The organism is Frigoribacterium sp. VKM Ac-2859, from assembly GCF_013204925.1.
In the GTDB taxonomy this organism is placed as follows: domain Bacteria; phylum Actinomycetota; class Actinomycetes; order Actinomycetales; family Microbacteriaceae; genus Frigoribacterium.
Window position 1 is genome coordinate 598,669 of record NZ_JABMLC010000002.1, and the last position, 17,345, is coordinate 616,013.

Sequence of the window (17,345 nt, forward strand, 5' to 3'; positions counted from 1 at the left end):
ACCCCTGCGAGATCATCCTCGAGAGGGATATTTGTAACGAATCGGTAAACGACTGCGTGATCCGGCGCAGAACGCAGGAGGCGCGGCGCACGGACGCAAGAATCCCGCGCGGCCGCATCCCGCCTCGGTGAGCGGTCAGAGCCCGACGTAGATGTGCTGTGCGACCTCGGTCGGCAACTCGAGGCCCTCGTCATGGCCCTCGACCTTGACGAAGACGTACGACCCCGCCGAGCGGAGGGTCGCGACGCCGCCCGGCAGCACGCCGGCGCCCTGCAACTGCTGAAGCAGCTCGGGCTCGAACTGCACCGGCTCGGCCAGGCGACGGATCGGCCGGGTGACGCCCTCGGGGTGCTCGGCGAGCACGGCCACGAGGTTGACCACGCCGTCGAGGAAGCGCCCCGCGGGCGAGTCGCCGAGCTCGTCGAGCCCGGGGATCGGGTTGCCGTAGGGCGACTCGGTCGGGTGGTCGAGCATGTCGAGCAGGCGTCGTTCGACCTGCTCGCTCATGACGTGCTCCCACCGGCAGGCCTCGTCGTGCACGTAGGCCCAGTCGAGGCCGATCACGTCGGCGAGCAGGCGCTCGGCGAGGCGGTGCTTGCGCATGACGTGGGTCGCCTTCGCGCGTCCGTCGTGCGTGAGCTCGAGGTGTCGGTCGCCGGAGACGACGACCAGGCCGTCGCGTTCCATGCGGGCGATGGTCTGCGACACGGTCGGACCGGAGTGGCCGAGACGCTCGGAGATGCGCGCACGCAGCGGCACGATGTTCTCTTCTTCGAGGTCGAGGATCGTGCGCAGGTACATCTCTGTGGTGTCGACGAGATCGGTCAACAGGGGCCTCCCGGTGGAACACGTGGACTACCCCGCAAGCCTACCGGCTGCACGCTGGGCACCGCGCCGCGTCACTAGGATCGAGCGCATGGCGGACATCCGGATTCCCACTGACCTCTTGCCCACCGACGGCCGCTTCGGTTGCGGCCCCTCGAAGGTGCGGGCCGCCCAGCTCGAGCACCTCGTCACCGCCGGCGCGACGATCCTCGGCACCTCGCACCGTCAGGCCCCCGTGAAGGACCTGGTGGGTCGCGTCCGCGCCGAACTGGGCGAGCTCTTCCGCCTGCCCGACGGCTACGAGGTCGTGCTGGGCAACGGCGGCTCGACCGCCTTCTGGGACGCGGCGGCGTTCGGGCTCGTCGAGAAGCGTGCCGAGAACCTGTCGTTCGGCGAGTTCGGCTCGAAGTTCGCCAAGGCCGTCGCGGCCCCCTGGCTCGAGGCCCCCCACGTGGTCACCGCCGAGGGCGGCTCGTTGGCCGAGGTGGAGGTGCTCGAGGGCGTCGACGTCTACGCCTGGCCGCACAACGAGACCTCGACCGGCGTCATGGCCCCGGTCACCCGCGTCGCGGGCGACCCCGGCGCCCTCACCGTCGTCGACGCGACGAGCGCGGCGGGCGGCATCGACGTCGACGCCTCTCAGGCCGACGTCTACTACTTCGCCCCGCAGAAGAACTTCGCGAGCGACGGCGGCCTCTGGTTCGCGCTCTTCTCCCCCGCGGCGATCGAGCGCGTCGAGCGGATCGCCGCCAGCGGCCGTTACATCCCCGAGTTCCTCAGCCTCAAGAACGCCGTCGACAACTCGCGGCTCGACCAGACGTTGAACACGCCCGCCCTGACGACCCTGCTGCTGCTCGAGGACCAGACCCGCTGGATGCTCGAGAACGGCGGACTCGCCTGGGCCGACGCCCGCACGCGCGAGTCGTCGTCGGCGCTCTACGACTGGGCCACCGCCTCCGAGTACGCGACCCCGTTCGTCGTCGACCCGTCGCACCGTTCCCAGGTCGTGGCGACCATCGACTTCGCCGAGTCGATCGACGCCGCCGCGATCGCGAAGGTGCTCCGCGCCAACGGCATCGTCGACACCGAGCCCTACCGCAAGCTCGGCCGCAACCAGTTGCGCGTCGCGACCTTCACGGCCATCGAGCCCGACGACGTCCGCCAGCTGATCCGGTCGATCGAGTTCGTCGTCGACGCCCTCTGACCGATCGCCCGCACGACGAAGGCCCCGACACGATCGTGTCGGGGCCTTCGTCGTGGTCCGACCCCGACGCAGGAGGCGCGGGTCGGGCCTGAGGGACTACTTCCGTCGCCTGCTCAGCGGGTCTTCATCCTCGCCGTCCCAGTCGTCGTCGTGCGAGTCGTCGTCGAGGTCCGCCTCGGGGTGCGCGGCCGGCACGACGGGTGCGTCCACGGCCCGCCCGGAATCGTCGGAGTCGTCGTCGGAGTCCTCGGAGGCGTCGACCAGGTCGTCGATGTCGACGCCGTCCACGTCGCCGCCGTGCACGATCGACCCGCGCTCGTCGTCGGACTCGTCCTCGTCGTCCGCGTCGTCGTCGTCCGAGTCGTCTTCGTCGTCGTCCTCGTCCGACTCGTCGTCCTCGTCGTCGCCGTCGTCGCCGTGCGCCTCCTGGGCCTTCATGTCGGCGAGGCGGTCGGCCCACGGCACCCAGTCCGGGGCGAGCAGGGCGCCGTCACCGGGCATGAGCTCGGCCTCGAGCACCGAGGGCTCTTCGCCGTCGAGGTGGGCGACGCTGACCGTCCAGTGCCAGCCGGGGTAGCCGGGCAGCAGCGTGGCGAAGCGCACCGAGGTGACGCCGGGCTCGTCGTCGATCGGGTCGGCCTCGGCACCGATCGTCTCGTCGGGCGTGATCTCGGTGAGGGCGCGACGGGCGAGCTCGGACCAGGGCGTGCGCGTGGCGGCCTCAGGCATCGAACGAGTCCGCGACGGTGCGCAGCAGCACGGCGATGCGGGCGCCGTTCTGCGGGTACCGGCCGTGACGGAGGTCGCCGCCGGCCTTGTCGAGCACCTTGACGAGGTCTTCGACGATGACGGCCATGTCGTCGGCGGAGCGACGGTTCATCTTGGCGAGGCTGGGGGCGGCTTCGAGCACGCGGACCGACAGGGCCTGCGCGCCGCGCTTGCCGTCGGCGATGCCGTACTCGAGGCGGGTTCCCGCCTTGACACCCACGGTGCCGGCGGGCAGGGCCGACGCGTGGAGGAAGACCTCTTGGCCGTCATCGCTGCTGATGAAGCCGAAGCCCTTCTCGTCGTCGTAGAACTTGACCTTGCCGGTGGGCATGACTGGACCTCTCGTGAAGACGGGTGACCCTGGGGGTGGGTCGCCCCAGCTTAGATCGCCGGGTAGGGCCGCACCGCACTATCGTTGACCCGTGGCCAAGAAGATCGAACCGAGTGCGCCCTCTGACGTCAATCGTACAGAGCGCGTCCTCCTCTTCATGATCCTCGCCATCGTCGTCGTCTCGGTCCTCGCGTTCTTCACGAGGTTCGTGGGCGTGGCGACGGGTGTCACCGACTTCACCGCGGGCGTCTGGCCCGCACTCACGATCCTGCCCCTCATCGGGCTCCCGATCGCCTTCGCGATGCTCCTCGCATTCGTGGTGGCGAGCGCCGTGCGTCGCAGCCGCGACTCACGGGGCACCAGACGGTAACCGCAGACCCGGGCTGCACGACGGCTGGAGGCCTCGACCATGGCTAGTGCACTCGACCTCGCAGGCGTCCTGCGCGCCATCGACGACGACGACCTGTTGCGCCGCCTCGCTCGACGGCAGGTCCGGGCGTCGAGCGTCCACGACGCCTTCGACCTCGCGGACGTCCTGCTCGAGCCGGCCAGCGTGCGCGACGCCCTCGCCCACCTCGACCGCGTCGCGCTCATCGTGCTGCAGGTCGTGCGGGTGCCGGGCGACGTCGACGCCGTGCACGAGCGCATCGACGCCGCCTTCGAGGTCGACCGCGAGACGGTGTCCGCCGCGCTCGACCGCGTGGACGAGGCCTTCCTCGTGGTCCGCCGCGGCGACTCCGTCTCGACCCTCGACGCCGTGGGCGAGCGACTCGACGACGACCCCGCCCTGGCCCTCGAGGTCCTGACCTCCGAGCGACCGCCGGTCGTGCTCGAGACCGTCCTCGACCAGGCCCGCGACGACGCCGACGCCCGCTCGGCCGAGCGGCTGTACGCCGTCGTCATCGAGGTCGCCGAGATCCTCCGTGCCCTCGAGCAGTCACCTGCCCGCGAGCTCGCGAAGGGGGGCCTGGCCCTGCCCGAGTCGAGGCGCCTCGCCGAGGCCGCCCGCATCGACGTCGACGACGTCGCGACCGTGCTCGCCATCGCCGTGCGGGCCGGGTTGGCCGCGCCGAGCCCGGACGGCTGGGTCGTGGCCGCCGACGCGACCGACTGGCTCCGCGCCTCCTGGCCCGACCGGTGGCAGACGCTCACGCGGGCCTGGCTCGCATCGCTGCCGACCGAGATCCTCGCGGTGCTCGAGCAACGCGTCGACACGTCGTGGGGACTGCCGCTGCGCGAGTTCTCCGACTGGTCCTACCCGGCCGGGGGCAGCTGGATCACCGAGCGCATCGCCGCGTTCTCGCGCAGCGCCGAGGTGCTGGGTCTGACCTCCGACGACACCCCCACCTCGGCGGCCGTCGCCCTGTTCCGCGAAGGTCCGGCCGCCGCCCGCACCCGGGTCGCCGCCCTGTTGCCCGACGCGGTCGAGCAGGTCTACCTGCAGCACGACCTCAGCGTCGTGTCGCCCGGGCCCCTGTCGCCCGCCATCGACGCCCGGCTCCGCGTCATCGCGGTGGTCGAGAGCGCAGGCCTCGCGGCCACCTACCGCATCACCGAGGGCGGACTGCAACGGGCCCTGAGCGAGGGCGAGTCCGCCGATTCGCTGCGCGAGTTCCTCGGCGGCATCTCGTCGACGGGCATCCCCCAGCCGCTCGACTACCTGATCCAGCAGAGCGCCGAACGGCACGGGCGCTACCGCGTCCGCGCGATCGCGCCGGGCGGCGCCCCCGCGGGCGTGCCGGGCGACGCGCTGTCGCTCGTGGTCGCGGACGACCGTGCGAGCCTCGACACCCTCGAGGTCGACCAGTCGCTCTCGCCCCTCGCCCTGACCCGGGTCGACGCGACGACCGTGGCGAGCCGGTTCGAACGCGACACCGTCTTCTGGTCGTTGAGCGACGAGCGCTACCCCGTCGTCGTGGTCGACGAGGGCGGTGCCGAGGTCGTCCCGCCGTCCCGACGCCGACCCCGGCGACCGGCCCCGATCGAGACGCGTGACCCGCTGCGCGAACTCGTCCAGCGTCTGCACACCGACCCCGGCTCCGGTGACGAGTCCACCGACCGTGCCTGGATCGCCCGCCAGCTCGACGCCGCCGTGAAGGGCCGTCTGACGGTCACCGTGACGGTCGCGATGCCCGACGGCAGCACCACCACCCTCGACATGGAGCCCACCGGCATCGGCGGCGGACGCGTCCGCGGTCGCGACAAGAAGTCCGACGTCGAGCGCACGCTGCCGCTGAAGAACGTGGTGGCGGTCGCGAGTCGCGACTGAGGCGGGCGGCCCTCGTCGGCCGAGCCGCGCCTCCTCGTCCTGCCGGGTGGGCGCCGAGCGGTGCCCGGCTGTGAGAGCCGAGACCGGGCGCGCCTAGACTCGACCCTCATGACCGGACCCCTGATCGTGCAGAGCGATCGCACCGTCCTGCTCGAGGTCGCGCACGAGCAGGCGGAGGACGCGCGGCACGACCTGAGCGTCTTCGCCGAGCTCGAGCGCGCTCCCGAGCACGTGCACACCTACCGCATCACCCGCCTCGGACTGTGGAACGCACGGGCGGCCGGGCACAGTGCCGACGACATGCTCGGCACGCTCGAGAAGTACAGCAAGTTCCCGGTGCCGCAGAGCGTCAGCGTCGACATCGCCGAGACCGTCGCCCGCTACGGCCGCATCGTCATCGAGCGCGACGGCGACCAGTTGCTGCTGCGCGGCACCGACAGCTCCGTGCTGAGCGAGGTCACCCGGGCCAAGAAGGTCGGCGAGCTGCTCGGCGTCAAGCGGGCCGACGACCTGTGGGAGCTCCTGCCGTGGGCGCGCGGCGAGGTCAAGCAGCAGCTCGTCAAGCTCGGCTGGCCCGCCGAGGACCACGCCGGTTACACGCCCGGCACCCCGCACGCCATCGACCTCGACGAGAGCGACTGGCACCTGCGCGACTACCAGCAGAAGGCGATCGACAACTTCTTCGAGGGCGGCTCGGGCGTCGTCGTGCTGCCCTGCGGCGCCGGCAAGACCCTCGTCGGGGCCGGGGCCATGGCGGCCGCCGGCACCACCACGTTGATCCTCGTCACGAACACGGTCTCGGCGCGACAGTGGCGGGACGAACTGCTCAAGCGCACCTCCCTGACCGAGGACGAGATCGGCGAGTACTCCGGCTCGGTGAAAGAGGTCAAGCCGGTCACCATCGCCACCTACCAGATCCTCACGGCCCGCCGCGGGGGCAAGTACACGCACCTCTCGTTGCTCGACGCGCTCGACTGGGGCCTGGTCGTCTACGACGAGGTGCACCTCCTGCCCGCGCCGGTCTTCAAGCTGACGGCCGAGCTGCAGGCCCGCAGGCGCCTCGGCCTCACCGCCACGCTGGTCCGCGAGGACGGCCGCGAGAGCGACGTCTTCAGCCTGATCGGCCCCAAGCGCTTCGACGCCCCGTGGAAGGAGATCGAGGCCCAGGGCTTCATCTCGCCGGCCTCGTGCTACGAGGTGCGGGTCGACCTCCCCCAGGAGGCGCGGCTCGAGTACGCGGCCTCCCCCGACGACGAGCGCTACCGGCTGGCCGCGACGGCCCCGGCCAAGCTCGACGTGGTCAAGCACCTCGTGGCCCGGCACGACGGCGAGCAGATCCTCGTCATCGGCCAGTACCTCGACCAGCTCGACGAGCTCGCCGCGGTGCTCGACGCCCCCACGCTGACCGGCAGCACCGCCATCGACGAGCGCGAGCGCCTCTACCAGCGCTTCCGCGACGGCGACCTCAAGGTGCTCGTCGTCTCGAAGGTGGCCAACTTCTCGGTCGACCTGCCCGAGGCGACCGTGGCCATCCAGGTGAGCGGCTCGTACGGGTCGCGGCAAGAAGAGGCACAGCGACTCGGTCGTCTGCTGCGGCCGAAGAAGTCGGGCTTGCCGGCCTCGTTCTACACGCTCGTCAGCCGCGACACGGTCGACCAGGACTTCGCCCAGAACCGTCAGCGGTTCCTGGCCGAACAGGGCTACAGCTACACGATCCTCGACTCGCCGGTGGTCGCCGCGTGAGCGACGCCACGGACGCCGACCTCCCCCTGGGCGACGACGAGCTCTGGCGCGACAGCCTGCGAAGGGTGTTCGCGGCCGACCAGGCCCCGTTCGCGACGTTCGGTCCGCTCGTGGCCTCCCTCGACCACGACGCCATGGAGTTCCGCGGCCAGGTCGCCCGGTTCGCCGAGTGGGACCCGTCCGTCGTCGTGTCGGTCGCCCGCACCTACGAGGTGCAGGGCGGCCTCCACGCGGGCGCGACCCTCAGCATCGTGACCTGGAGCCCCGACCCCGAGGTGATCGAACGCAGCGACCTGCTCGCCGGGTCGCCGGTCAAGGACCACCTGTTCGCCGGCCTCACCGCGATCGGCGCCACCGACGACGCCTCCGAGGCCCAGGTCGTCGCCGCCTCGGTCGAGGAGTTCCCGGGGTGGCAGATCACCCGGGCCTCGGGCTACACCGCGGTGCTCGAGCGGCGCGAAGGCGTCGACTTCACGCTGGCCGTGCCCGACGAGCTGCTCGAGCTGACGACGCGCGTCGCCCTGGTGCCCAACGTCGAGTGGTCCGCCCCCGACGCCTGAGCGTCCGCGTCCGCGATCATGCGTCCCGTTGTCTCGGCCACCTGAGGGCTGCCGCTCCGGCAGCGTGCGGGTGGCGTGCCTCCGGCTCACAGGAAACACCGAGGAGGCGCGCAGATACTTGGGCGCATGAGTGACGGCCCCAAGATCCTGATCGTCGACGACGAACCGAACATCCGCGACCTGTTGACCACCAGCCTGCGTTTCGCCGGCTTCGCCGTCCGTGCGGTCGGCAACGGCGCGCAGGCGATCTCGGCGGTCCTCGAAGAAGAACCCGACCTGATCATCCTCGACGTGATGCTGCCCGACATGAACGGGTTCGGCGTCACCAAACGCCTCCGCTCGTCGGGCTACACCTCGCCGATCCTCTTCCTCACGGCGAAGGACGACACCGAGGACAAGATCACGGGCCTCACGGTCGGCGGCGACGACTACGTCACCAAGCCGTTCAGCCTCGACGAGATCGTCGCGCGCATCAAGGCGATCCTGCGTCGCACGATGAACGAGGACGAAGACGCCATCATCCGTGCCGGCGAGCTGACGATGGACCAGGACACCCACGAGGTCACCATCGGCGAGACGGCGATCGAGCTCAGCCCCACCGAGTTCAAGCTGCTCCGTTACCTCATGCTCAACCCGAACCGCGTGCTGTCGAAGGCCCAGATCCTCGACCACGTGTGGGAGTACGACTTCAACGGCGACGCCGGCATCGTCGAGAGCTACATCTCGTACCTGCGTCGCAAGCTCGACCAGTTCTCGACGGAGCCCATCATCCAGACCAAGCGGGGCTTCGGCTACATGCTCAAGGCCACGAAGGCCTGACAACCAGCCCTGGTGCGTGAACACGACGACGCCCGACCGCCCCGAGCGGTCGGGCGTCGTCGTGCGTGCTCCGACGGGCGGGGTGCGCCCAGCCGGTTCCGCTAGCGTCTGTCCTCATGCACGCTCGCCTCTCGCAGTGGTGGAACGAGATCTCCATCCGCACCAAGATCACCGGCATCACGGTGACCCTGGTCACCCTCGGCCTCGTCGTCGCCGGCCTGGGAACGATGACCGTCCTGAGCACCTACCTCATGGGTCAGGTCGACACGTCCCTGCGGAACTCGGCGACCAACTTCACCAGCGCCTCGTTCGACCAGGCGGACTCCCGCTCGTGCACCGTGAACTTCGCGGGCCTGACCAGCAGCTACGTCGCGATCCTCGACGACGAGGGCGACCTCATCTGCGACACCCGTTCGCAGCTGTCGAGTGCCACCGACGCCCCCGACCTCACCGGCGTCGGCGTCGCCGGTGCTCCCCTCGACGAGGCCTTCAACCGGTACAACTCGAGCCGCGACAACGAGTGGCGCCTCTTCGCCCACGCGGCCGCCCTGCGCTCGACCGATGCCCAGGGCAGCGTGACGACAGTGCCCGCCGTCATCGTGGCCGGAACGAACCTGGCGGGCACCAATGCGACGATCGGGCGCTTCGGCGGCATCTTCCTGGGGTTCGGCCTCTCGGTCGTCGTGCTCGGCGCCGCCCTCACCCGCCTGCTCGTCACGTCGACCTTCGCGCCGCTGCGTGACGTCGAGGCCACGGCGGCCCGCTTCGCCGACGGCGACTTCACCCAGCGGCTCGACTCGACGACGCCGAACACCGAGGTCGGGCGTCTGAACCGATCCCTCAACACGATGCTCAACCGGATCGACAGCGCCTTCGACGACCGGGCCAAGACGATCGACCAGATGCGCCGCTTCGTCGGCGACGCCAGTCACGAGCTCCGGACGCCGCTCGTCTCCCTCCGCGGCTACGCCGAGCTCTACCGCATGGGTGCCCTGACGAAACCCGAGGACGTGGCCCAGGCCATGGACAGGATCGAGAAGGAGGCCATCCGCATGGGCGTCCTGGTGCAGGACCTGCTCGCCCTCGCCCGTCTCGACGAGTCCAAGCCGCTCGAGCTCGGCCCCGTCGACCTCGTCCAGCTCGCCCGCGACTCGGCCCTCGACACCATGGCGTCGAACCCCGATCGCGACATCGACGTGATCGTGCTCGAGCCCGTCCTCGCGCCGTCGCCCACCCCCGCCGACGGCGACGAGACCCCAGCCGACGGACGTTCCCCCGAGACGGCTTCGCCCGCCGCGAACACCCCCGCGACGGGCACGGCGCTCACGGGCGCAGCCGTCGGCGCGACGAGCCCGATCTCGTTCGCGGGCGCGACCCTCGCGCGCCTCCGCAGCCTGAGGGCTCGGGCCGTCCGCAACGGCGACACGGCGACGGCCGCCCAGCTGCAGGACGAGGTGCAGAGGTTCGAGGCCCCGGCCATCGTGCACGGCGAAGAGAACAAGATCCGTCAGGTGATCACCAACCTGATGGGCAACGCCATGCGGTTCACCGAGCCGGACAGCCCGATCGAACTCGTGGTGCAGTCCGACCCCGGACGCGGTGTGGCCACCGTCGCCATCGTCGACCACGGCGAGGGCATCCCGCCGCAGATCCGCGAGAAGATCTTCCAGCGGTTCTGGCGTGCCGACTCGTCCCGCACGCGCGACACCGGTGGCAGCGGCCTCGGCCTGGCCATCGTCTCGGGCATCGTCGCGGCCCACGGCGGCTCGGTGGACGTCGACGACACCCCCGGCGGTGGAGCCACCTTCCGTGTGGCCCTGCCGCTGATGCCCGCCGACGCCGTCATCGCGGCCGAGCCCGCCGGCGTGACCGCCTAGCCCGACCGGCACGGCCCGCCCGGCCCCCGGGCCCCGAGCCGTGCGCCCTGCGCCCTGCGCCCTGCGCCCTGCGCCCTGCGCCCTGCGCGACCGTGCCACGACGCCACGAAGTGGGCACTGCACCACGTTTTCTCGTGGCGTCGTGACCACGTCCTGGCGTGTTCCACGGAAGCGGAAGCGGCCGAACCACCGAGCACGAGGCGCGCCTCTCCCGCGGCGACGCCGAAGGGCGGCTCCCCCGGAGGGGAACCGCCCTTGAGCGTGTGCGCGGCGTGAGCCGCGCGGCTGCGGACTAGAAGTCCATGCCACCCGAGGGGTCGCCGACCGGGGCCGGGTTCTTCTCGGGCTTGTCGGCGACGACGGCCTCGGTCGTGAGGAACAGACCGGCGATCGACGCGGCGTTCTGCAGAGCCGAGCGCGTGACCTTGGCGGGGTCGATGATGCCGGCGGCCAGCATGTCGACGTACTCGCCGGTCGCGGCGTTGAGGCCCCAACCGATGTCGAGCCCTCGGACCTTGTCGGCCACGACGCCGGGCTCCATGCCGGCGTTGAAGGCGATCTGCTTCAGGGGAGCGTCGATCGCGACGCGGACGATGTTCGCACCCGTCGCCTCGTCGCCCTCGAGCTGCAGGTTGGCCAGAGCGGTCTTGCCGGCCTGGATGAGAGCGACGCCACCACCGGCGACGATGCCCTCTTCGACGGCGGCCTTCGCGTTGCGCACGGCGTCCTCGATGCGGTGCTTGCGCTCTTTCAGCTCGACCTCGGTCGCGGCACCCGCCTTGATGACGGCGACGCCACCGGCGAGCTTCGCGAGGCGCTCCTGGAGCTTCTCGCGGTCGTAGTCGCTGTCGGTCGCCTCGATCTCGCTGCGGATCTGACGGACGCGGCCGGCGATCTGCTCGTCGTCGCCGGCACCCTCGACGATGGTCGTCTCGTCCTTGGTGATGATGACCTTGCGGGCACGGCCGAGCAGGTCGAGCGTCGCGTTCTCGAGCTTGAGACCGACCTCTTCGGCGATGACCTGACCACCGGTGAGGATGGCGATGTCCTGGAGCTGAGCCTTGCGACGGTCACCGAAGCCGGGGGCCTTGACGGCGACCGACTTGAAGATGCCGCGGATCTTGTTCACGACGAGCGTGGCCAGGGCCTCGCCGTCGACGTCCTCGGCGATGATCAGCAGCTGCTTGCCCGACTGGATCACCTTGTCGACGATCGGCAGCAGGTCCTTGATGTTCGAGATCTTCGAGTTGACGATGAGCACGTAGGCGTCCTCGAAGACGGCCTCCTGACGCTCGGGGTCGGTGACGAAGTACTGCGACAGGTAGCCCTTGTCGAAGCGCATGCCCTCGGTGAGCTCGAGCTCGGTGCCGAAGGTGTTGCTCTCCTCGACGGTGACGACGCCCTCTTTGCCGACCTTGTCGATCGCCTCGGCGATGAGCGCACCGATGGTGGGGTCGGCGGCCGAGATCGAGGCCGTGGCAGCGATCTGCTCTTTGGTCTCGATGTCCTTCGCGTCGGCGAGCAGCTGGTCGGAGACGGCCTGGGCGGCCTTCTCGATGCCGCGCTTCAGCGAGATGGGGTCGGCACCGGCCGCGACGTTGCGCAGACCTTCGCGGACGAGGGCCTGGGCCAGCACCGTCGCGGTGGTCGTGCCGTCACCGGCGACGTCGTCGGTCTTCTTCGCGACCTCTTTGACGAGCTCGGCACCGATCTTCTCGAAGGGGTCGTCGAGCTCGATCTCTTTGGCGATGGAGACGCCGTCGTTCGTGATGGTGGGGGCGCCCCACTTCTTCTCGAGCACGACGTTGCGACCACGCGGGCCGAGCGTGACCTTCACCGCGTCGGCCAGGATGTTCAGGCCACGCTCGAGGCCACGACGGGCCTCTTCGTCAAAAGCAATGATCTTAGCCATGTGTGTTTTTCGTCCCTCCCGGACGTCATGAAGCAGAAGCATTGGCACTCACGTGTCGCGAGTGCCAGCAACGATTCTGGCACTCGCCCGATGAGAGTGCAAGTGACGTGACGGGGCCCGGACGCACGAGCACGCCGCCACGGTGGACCGTGGCGGCGTGCGGCGTGGGAGTCGGCGCGGCGAGGCGCTCCGACGGGCCTCAGGCGAGCCGGACGGACTCCGCCTGCGGCCCCTTGTCGCCCGTGCCGACCTCGAACACGACGGCCTGGCCCTCTTCGAGCACCTTGTACCCGCTCATGTCGATGGCCGAGTAGTGCACGAAGACGTCCTGGCCGTCACCCTCGACGGTGATGAAGCCGTAGCCCTTCTCCGCGTTGAACCATTTCACGGTCCCGTTTGCCATGGTGTCGCTCCCCTTTTGCTGTGGTGGTACGGCGCGTGCGGTGCTGCAGGGCCGGGTCGTCGACGCAGCGACCTGCGAACCCGGACGGGACAGCGTCACTCGTGCAGAACACCAGGTCGGCGAGCCGTGAGGGGCGACCAATTCCAGATGGTAACCACGGGAAAAGCGGAAAAGCGCGCCCCGACCGAGAAACACCCGCAGAAAACGAGGATTTCACCGGTTATTAAACGTGGGCGTAACACGGGAGGTGCGGTGAGGGCCCGACGGGACGCGCGCCTCCTCGGATCGATGCCGCGGGAGCGGCGTCTTCAGGCGCCGTAGTCGGCCCCGAGGACGACGGTGACCGCTGCCCCGGGGAACGCCTCGGTGAGCTCGACGTCCGAGATGCCGAGCTGCTGGGCGAGCCCGAGCGCCACGGCCTCGTCGACGGCCGCCGAGTAGTAGACGGTGGACGTCGCGACGCGCTCGCTGGCGTTGCCCTGGGTGCCGACGACCCAGCCGGCGGTCTCGAGCCGCTCGGAGGCCGAACCCGCGAGCCCGGCCGTGGCGGTGCCGTTCAGGACGGTGATGGTCGTCACCGAGGGGTCGACCTGTGAGGGGTCGGTGAGGGGGGTGACCGACGGCGTGGCCGTCGGGGTCGGCGTGTCGCTCTCGGGAGCCCCGGCCTCGGCGGTGCTCGACGACGAGGGGTTGACGAACTGGAAGCTGTTGTTCGCGACGCCGAGGTAGACCACGCCGGCACCGACCAGGACGCCGACGGCCAGCGCGGCCCAGGCGAAGGCGATCCAGCCGCTGCCGGGGCGCTTCTCGGCCCGGTGGGCTCCGACCCGGTCGAGGTCGGCGGGGACGTCGTCGAACCGGTCTCGGTCGAATTTCGGCATGCGTGGTCTCTCGTGGGTCAGCGGGTCGGACCGAACGAACGGGTCGATCGGGCGTCGCGGCGGGCGACTCGCAGGCGCTGCAGGCGGCCGACGAGCATGGGTGCGTAGGCCAGTGCAGCGGGTCGGTCTATGAGCGAGTTGAGCAGTTGCTGGTAGCGGACGATCCCGAGGCCGAACTCGCGACGGACGGCGGCCTCCCGGGCACCGGCGGCGGCCGGGGCGTGCTGCTCGAAGTCCAGGACGGCACGGTCGAGCTCGGACAACGCGCTCGAGCGCACGTCGTCACCTGTCGCCTTCTCGTCCATCGTCGAGGCCCTCCCCTGGGTTCCGGGTCATCCTATGGGCGGCGCCCCGACCGATCGCGGAGGCCGGGGGCGTGGTCCGACAACCCGTCCACCCGCTCGGGGAGCCGCCGGGTGCCGCGAGCTCCCGACCCGCGGTCAGGCCGTGAGGTTCAGCCGCGTGCCGTGGGCGTCCCCCACGCCCAGCACCCGGCCGTCGAGGGCGAGGGCCGCGAACGCGTCGTCGGGAGACACCCTCGGCTGCACCTCTGCGACCACGTCGGTCAGCAGGTCGCGCCGTTCGTACGAGATCCACCGCGCGCCCAGCCGGCCGACCTCGTCGACGAAGGCCTGACGCCGGCGACCCGGCAGGTAGACGAGTGTGCCCGTCGAGACGACGACGAGCGTGACGCCCGTCGGGGCCTCGGCCGCGAGCGGGGCGAGACCGTCGACGGCGTCCGCCGCCACGAGACGAGGAGGCGCGGTGCGGGCGAGCGCGACGGCCCGCCCCAGCAGGTCCCGCCGATCGGCGCGCTCGGGGGGCAGCAGCGTCGCGAGCCAGGCGACCTGGTCGGGGTCGCGGACGTCGACCGGGTCGAGGTCGATCCCCGCCCGCCAGACGATCTCGGGAAGCGGGGCCGTCGGCAGCTCCGCCTCGGACCGGGCCGCGCCCTCGACGACGACGTCGATCCCGAGCTGCACCGTGCTCGACGGATCGCCCCAACTCCGGTCACCCGAGCGGTAGCCGTAGCGGTCGACACCGAGGCAGAGCCCGGCCGAGGCGCCGACCTCGATCAGGGCGATCGGGCCCGGCACGCGGGCCAGCGCGATCGACAGCGGCGCGCAGCGGCGCACGTCGTTGGTCTGGGTGAGCCGCCGGCCGAGTTCGGCCACGACGTCGTCGGAGCGGGCGAGCAGCCAGGGCCGCAGCACCGACCAGGGGCCGTGCGGCGCACCCAGCCACCGGCAGACCGCGAGGAAGAGGACGGGCTGGCGCCGCGCCTCCTCGGCTCGATCGACGACGGCGAGCGCCGCCGGATCACCCGCGACGCCCCGCGCGAGTTCTGCCTGCGACGGCGACCCCTCGCGGTCGAAGGCGAGGGCCGCGGCCAGGAAGCGGTCGGAGGTGCTCACGAGCAGGAGTCTGACAGCCCGGTGGGGGCCCGGGAATCGTGCACCGGCCGACCGTGTTGAATGAGGAGTCCCGACAAGCAAGGAGATCATCGTGGCGTACAAGATCGAGAAGACCGACGAGCAGTGGCGCGAAGAGCTCGACGCCGAGCAGTACTCCGTCCTGCGGGAGGCCGCCACCGAGCGCCCGTGGACGGGTGAACTGCTCGACGAGAGCCGTGCCGGCGTCTACGCCTGTGCGGCGTGCAGCGCCGAACTGTTCAAGAGCGGCACCAAGTTCGACAGCGGCTGCGGCTGGCCCAGCTTCTACGAGTCGGTGAACCCGGACGCGGTCCAGCTGATCGAGGACAACTCGCTCGGCATGACCCGCACCGAGGTCCGGTGCGCGAACTGCGGTTCGCACCTCGGCCACGTGTTCCCCGACGGTTTCGGCACGCCGACCGGCGACCGTTACTGCATGAACAGCATCTCGCTCGACTTCAAGGCCGCCGAGTAGTGAGCGCCGTCGCCGACGCCGCCCGGCGTCGTCGGTCGCGGTCGAAGGTCACCGACGTCGCGCCGACGCACGAGCAGTTGCTCGACGCGGTGCGGTCGGCGGCGACGGTGGCGGACCACTCCGAGCTGAGGCCCTGGCGCCTGATCGAGTTCCGCGGGGACGACCGGCTCGTCGTGGGCCGGTCGCTGGCCGACGCGGGTGGGGCCGAGGGCCACGCCCGCGACAAGCTCACGCAGAAGGCGCTGCGGGCGCCGCTGATCGTCGCCGTGGTCGTCTCGCCCCGCGACAGCCGCAAGGTGCCCTACTGGGAACAGGAGTCCGTCGCCTCGGGCGTCGCGCACCTGCTGTCGCTCGTTCTCGACGACGAGGGCTGGGGCGTGTTCTGGCGCACGGGCGTTCTGACCCGGGCTCCCGAGGTGGCGGTCGCACACGGCCTGCGTGAGGGCGAGCAGTTGCTGGGCTGGCTCTACGTGGGCGGACGCGACGGTGACGACGCCAAGCCTCGCAAGCTGCTCGACCCCGAGCAGTTCGTCAGCACGCCGTAGCGGGTCGACCGCCCTCGGCGGCACCCGGTCGCGGGTGCCGCGCCGGTCACCAGGTCTTGTGGCTGTTGCCGATCACGGTGATGGGCAGCCAGAACGACCCGGTCATCAGGACGATGCCCCCGAAGAAGACGAAGGCGTTGGGCTCGCCCGAGCCGAACGAGTAGGCGAACAGGGCGAAGCTGACGAAGAGCATGGCGAGCGAACCGAGCGCGGTCAAGATCGTGGACAAGGGGGCTCCTCAGGTCGGTGCGTCCGGCGGGCGCGGTGCGCTGCGTCTACTTCACCACTTCTCGGCCTCGGAACGCCAATCCTGCACCGACCGCATGCACCACGCCGGGTGAGGACGCGCGGGCTGGGTAAGATGGGCGAGCCTCGCCGGCCTGGCGCAATTGGTAGCGCATCCGACTTGTAATCGGAAGGTTACGGGTTCAAGTCCCGTGGCCGGCTCGAAAGAAATCGACGAGGGCCTGCCCGTCGAAATTCGACGGGTCGCCGTGCTGGCCCGTGGTCGGGACGACTCGGGCACCTACGCTGGCCGCACAACGGTCAGCGTTGGCAGCTTTCTCGACGAGCGTGTCGTCGGGGGACGCCCAGACCTTCACCGGAACGTCGCCGGGCCACGCGACCGGGCTGAGCCTCGCTGGGACCCCGTCGGGGTAAGCCGCCCGCAGCGAGGCCACGAGGGTCGGTTCCGAGATGGTCGAGACGTCGCACACCGGGTACATCAGCGCCCAGGCGGTCACGTCGGTCCGGGCTGCGACCTGCGCAGCCGACAACGCGCCCATGGACTCGGCCATCAGGAAGACTCGCGATGCCTCGTCTGCCCCGCGGAGGTCGGCGACCAGATCGAGGTACTCGGTCACCCCGGCCTCGTCACCCCACGAGTCCAGGCCCCCGTCGCTCGACGCGACGACGTAACCCGCGGTGAGCAGGGCATCGACGACCGACTTGACCTCGGGGTCGTACACGAGCGCGCCCGCGTCCTGACCTGCTCCGTGGAAGTACACGACCACATCGCCGTTCGGACGGCTGGGATACTCGACGATCCGCCGGTCACCCGATGACGACGACATCGAAGTGTCCGCAGGTCCGGCACCCGTCCCGGCCCAGGCATCGGCCACCACGGCCCCGAGGACCCGTCCCGCGGACGGCCCCGTGGCGAGCAGCACACCGGAGGCGATGAGGAGGACAGCGAGCGAGGCCAGAGCTGCCCGGCGCCGTCGGGCGCGGTCAGATCGGTCACGCATGTCTCGAGCCTAGGGGTGAGTGAGATGACGACGCTTCCTCATCGTCTATCCTC

The 17,345-nt window shown here is 70.7% G+C and carries 19 protein-coding genes and 1 tRNA gene; 10 read left to right on the forward strand and 10 right to left on the reverse strand.

Annotated elements, in window-relative coordinates:
* Positions 1-135: 135 nt before the first annotated feature.
* Complete coding sequence (locus HQQ78_RS10660; protein ID WP_056043076.1) at positions 136-828, reverse strand: metal-dependent transcriptional regulator; 693 nt, start codon at positions 826-828, stop codon at positions 136-138.
* Positions 829-916: 88 nt separating this feature from the next.
* Between HQQ78_RS10660 and serC the strand changes: the two genes are divergently transcribed.
* A complete protein-coding gene (gene serC, locus HQQ78_RS10665) occupies positions 917-2,029 on the forward strand; it encodes a phosphoserine transaminase (RefSeq protein ID WP_173153106.1) in 1,113 nt (370 codons plus the stop codon).
* Positions 2,030-2,125: 96 nt separating this feature from the next.
* Here the strand turns inward: serC and HQQ78_RS10670 are convergent, their stop codons facing one another.
* On the reverse strand, positions 2,126-2,758 hold the full coding sequence (locus tag HQQ78_RS10670) for a DUF3027 domain-containing protein (protein ID WP_173153109.1): 633 nt from the start codon (positions 2,756-2,758) through the stop codon (positions 2,126-2,128).
* On the reverse strand, positions 2,751-3,128 hold the full coding sequence (locus HQQ78_RS10675; protein ID WP_043593516.1) for a cold-shock protein: 378 nt from the start codon (positions 3,126-3,128) through the stop codon (positions 2,751-2,753). The genes HQQ78_RS10670 and HQQ78_RS10675 overlap by 8 nt, the downstream gene beginning before the upstream one ends.
* A gap of 91 nt (positions 3,129-3,219) precedes the next feature.
* On the opposite strand from HQQ78_RS10675, the gene HQQ78_RS10680 reads away from it, so the two are divergent.
* The 6 genes from HQQ78_RS10680 to HQQ78_RS10705 all read left to right on the forward strand — a co-directional run bounded on the left by HQQ78_RS10680 (position 3,220) and on the right by HQQ78_RS10705 (position 10,396).
* The gene (locus tag HQQ78_RS10680) at positions 3,220-3,498 is read left to right on the forward strand and encodes a hypothetical protein (protein ID WP_054146822.1); all 279 of its coding nucleotides are present in this window, start codon (positions 3,220-3,222) and stop codon (positions 3,496-3,498) included.
* A gap of 39 nt (positions 3,499-3,537) precedes the next feature.
* Positions 3,538-5,397, forward strand: coding sequence for a helicase-associated domain-containing protein (locus tag HQQ78_RS10685; protein WP_173153112.1), 1,860 nt, complete (start codon positions 3,538-3,540; stop codon positions 5,395-5,397).
* A gap of 108 nt (positions 5,398-5,505) precedes the next feature.
* Entirely contained in the window at positions 5,506-7,140 is a 1,635-nt protein-coding gene (locus HQQ78_RS10690) for a DNA repair helicase XPB (RefSeq protein WP_056043095.1), read from the forward strand.
* Entirely contained in the window at positions 7,137-7,700 is a 564-nt protein-coding gene (locus tag HQQ78_RS10695; protein ID WP_056043098.1) for a hypothetical protein, read from the forward strand. The genes HQQ78_RS10690 and HQQ78_RS10695 overlap by 4 nt, the downstream gene beginning before the upstream one ends.
* A 126-nt stretch (positions 7,701-7,826) precedes the next feature.
* Positions 7,827-8,519 (forward strand): response regulator transcription factor, encoded by a 693-nt coding sequence (locus HQQ78_RS10700; RefSeq protein ID WP_043593521.1) that lies wholly within the window; start codon positions 7,827-7,829, stop codon positions 8,517-8,519.
* Positions 8,520-8,635: 116 nt separating this feature from the next.
* Positions 8,636-10,396, forward strand: a complete 1,761-nt coding sequence (locus HQQ78_RS10705) for a cell wall metabolism sensor histidine kinase WalK (protein ID WP_123571692.1) — start codon at positions 8,636-8,638, stop codon at positions 10,394-10,396.
* Between the two features lie 292 nt (positions 10,397-10,688).
* Here HQQ78_RS10705 and groL read toward each other — a convergent pair whose 3' ends face one another.
* The 5 genes from groL to HQQ78_RS10730 all read right to left on the reverse strand — a co-directional run bounded on the left by groL (position 10,689) and on the right by HQQ78_RS10730 (position 15,007).
* On the reverse strand, positions 10,689-12,308 hold the full coding sequence (gene groL / locus HQQ78_RS10710) for a chaperonin GroEL (protein WP_173153115.1): 1,620 nt from the start codon (positions 12,306-12,308) through the stop codon (positions 10,689-10,691).
* 199 nt (positions 12,309-12,507) lie between these two features.
* Positions 12,508-12,711 carry a cold-shock protein gene (locus tag HQQ78_RS10715; protein ID WP_054146828.1) on the reverse strand — a complete coding sequence of 68 codons (204 nt, stop codon included), beginning with the start codon at positions 12,709-12,711 and terminating at the stop codon, positions 12,508-12,510.
* 308 nt (positions 12,712-13,019) lie between these two features.
* Positions 13,020-13,592, reverse strand: coding sequence for a LytR C-terminal domain-containing protein (locus tag HQQ78_RS10720; protein WP_173153118.1), 573 nt, complete (start codon positions 13,590-13,592; stop codon positions 13,020-13,022).
* Between the two features lie 17 nt (positions 13,593-13,609).
* Positions 13,610-13,897 carry a DUF3263 domain-containing protein gene (locus HQQ78_RS10725; RefSeq protein ID WP_056043106.1) on the reverse strand — a complete coding sequence of 96 codons (288 nt, stop codon included), beginning with the start codon at positions 13,895-13,897 and terminating at the stop codon, positions 13,610-13,612.
* 135 nt (positions 13,898-14,032) lie between these two features.
* Positions 14,033-15,007, reverse strand: coding sequence for a DUF2332 domain-containing protein (locus HQQ78_RS10730; protein ID WP_173153122.1), 975 nt, complete (start codon positions 15,005-15,007; stop codon positions 14,033-14,035).
* 91 nt (positions 15,008-15,098) lie between these two features.
* On the opposite strand from HQQ78_RS10730, the gene msrB reads away from it, so the two are divergent.
* Together msrB and HQQ78_RS10740 are read left to right on the forward strand one after the other, a co-directional pair.
* Positions 15,099-15,500 carry a peptide-methionine (R)-S-oxide reductase MsrB gene (gene msrB / locus HQQ78_RS10735; RefSeq protein WP_043593533.1) on the forward strand — a complete coding sequence of 134 codons (402 nt, stop codon included), beginning with the start codon at positions 15,099-15,101 and terminating at the stop codon, positions 15,498-15,500.
* Positions 15,500-16,045: a nitroreductase family protein gene (locus tag HQQ78_RS10740; protein ID WP_173153125.1), complete on the forward strand. Its 546-nt coding sequence runs from the start codon at positions 15,500-15,502 to the stop codon at positions 16,043-16,045. Before msrB ends, HQQ78_RS10740 begins: the two co-directional genes overlap by 1 nt.
* Positions 16,046-16,091: 46 nt before the next feature.
* On the opposite strand, the gene HQQ78_RS10745 is transcribed toward HQQ78_RS10740, so the two are convergent.
* The gene (locus tag HQQ78_RS10745; protein WP_055974590.1) at positions 16,092-16,274 is read right to left on the reverse strand and encodes a hypothetical protein; all 183 of its coding nucleotides are present in this window, start codon (positions 16,272-16,274) and stop codon (positions 16,092-16,094) included.
* A gap of 145 nt (positions 16,275-16,419) precedes the next feature.
* Between HQQ78_RS10745 and HQQ78_RS10750 the strand changes: the two genes are divergently transcribed.
* Positions 16,420-16,492, forward strand: a tRNA-Thr gene (locus tag HQQ78_RS10750).
* On the opposite strand, the gene HQQ78_RS10755 is transcribed toward HQQ78_RS10750, so the two are convergent.
* Positions 16,474-17,292 (reverse strand): hypothetical protein, encoded by an 819-nt coding sequence (locus HQQ78_RS10755; RefSeq protein WP_173153128.1) that lies wholly within the window; start codon positions 17,290-17,292, stop codon positions 16,474-16,476. The genes HQQ78_RS10750 and HQQ78_RS10755 overlap by 19 nt on opposite strands.
* Between the last annotated feature and the right edge of the window lie 53 nt (positions 17,293-17,345).

Coding starts and splice junctions, on each gene's coding strand:
- HQQ78_RS10670 (WP_173153109.1), bottom strand. CDS start 2,758: ATGCCTGAGGCCGCCACGCGCACGCCCTGGTCCGAGCTCGCCCGTCGC.
- HQQ78_RS10690 (WP_056043095.1), top strand. CDS start 5,506: ATGACCGGACCCCTGATCGTGCAGAGCGATCGCACCGTCCTGCTCGAG.
- serC (WP_173153106.1), top strand. CDS start 917: ATGGCGGACATCCGGATTCCCACTGACCTCTTGCCCACCGACGGCCGC.
- HQQ78_RS10720 (WP_173153118.1), bottom strand. CDS start 13,592: ATGCCGAAATTCGACCGAGACCGGTTCGACGACGTCCCCGCCGACCTC.
- HQQ78_RS10705 (WP_123571692.1), top strand. CDS start 8,636: ATGCACGCTCGCCTCTCGCAGTGGTGGAACGAGATCTCCATCCGCACC.
- HQQ78_RS10725 (WP_056043106.1), bottom strand. CDS start 13,897: ATGGACGAGAAGGCGACAGGTGACGACGTGCGCTCGAGCGCGTTGTCC.
- HQQ78_RS10675 (WP_043593516.1), bottom strand. CDS start 3,128: ATGCCCACCGGCAAGGTCAAGTTCTACGACGACGAGAAGGGCTTCGGC.
- HQQ78_RS10715 (WP_054146828.1), bottom strand. CDS start 12,711: ATGGCAAACGGGACCGTGAAATGGTTCAACGCGGAGAAGGGCTACGGC.
- HQQ78_RS10700 (WP_043593521.1), top strand. CDS start 7,827: ATGAGTGACGGCCCCAAGATCCTGATCGTCGACGACGAACCGAACATC.
- HQQ78_RS10685 (WP_173153112.1), top strand. CDS start 3,538: ATGGCTAGTGCACTCGACCTCGCAGGCGTCCTGCGCGCCATCGACGAC.
- groL (WP_173153115.1), bottom strand. CDS start 12,308: ATGGCTAAGATCATTGCTTTTGACGAAGAGGCCCGTCGTGGCCTCGAG.
- HQQ78_RS10755 (WP_173153128.1), bottom strand. CDS start 17,292: ATGCGTGACCGATCTGACCGCGCCCGACGGCGCCGGGCAGCTCTGGCC.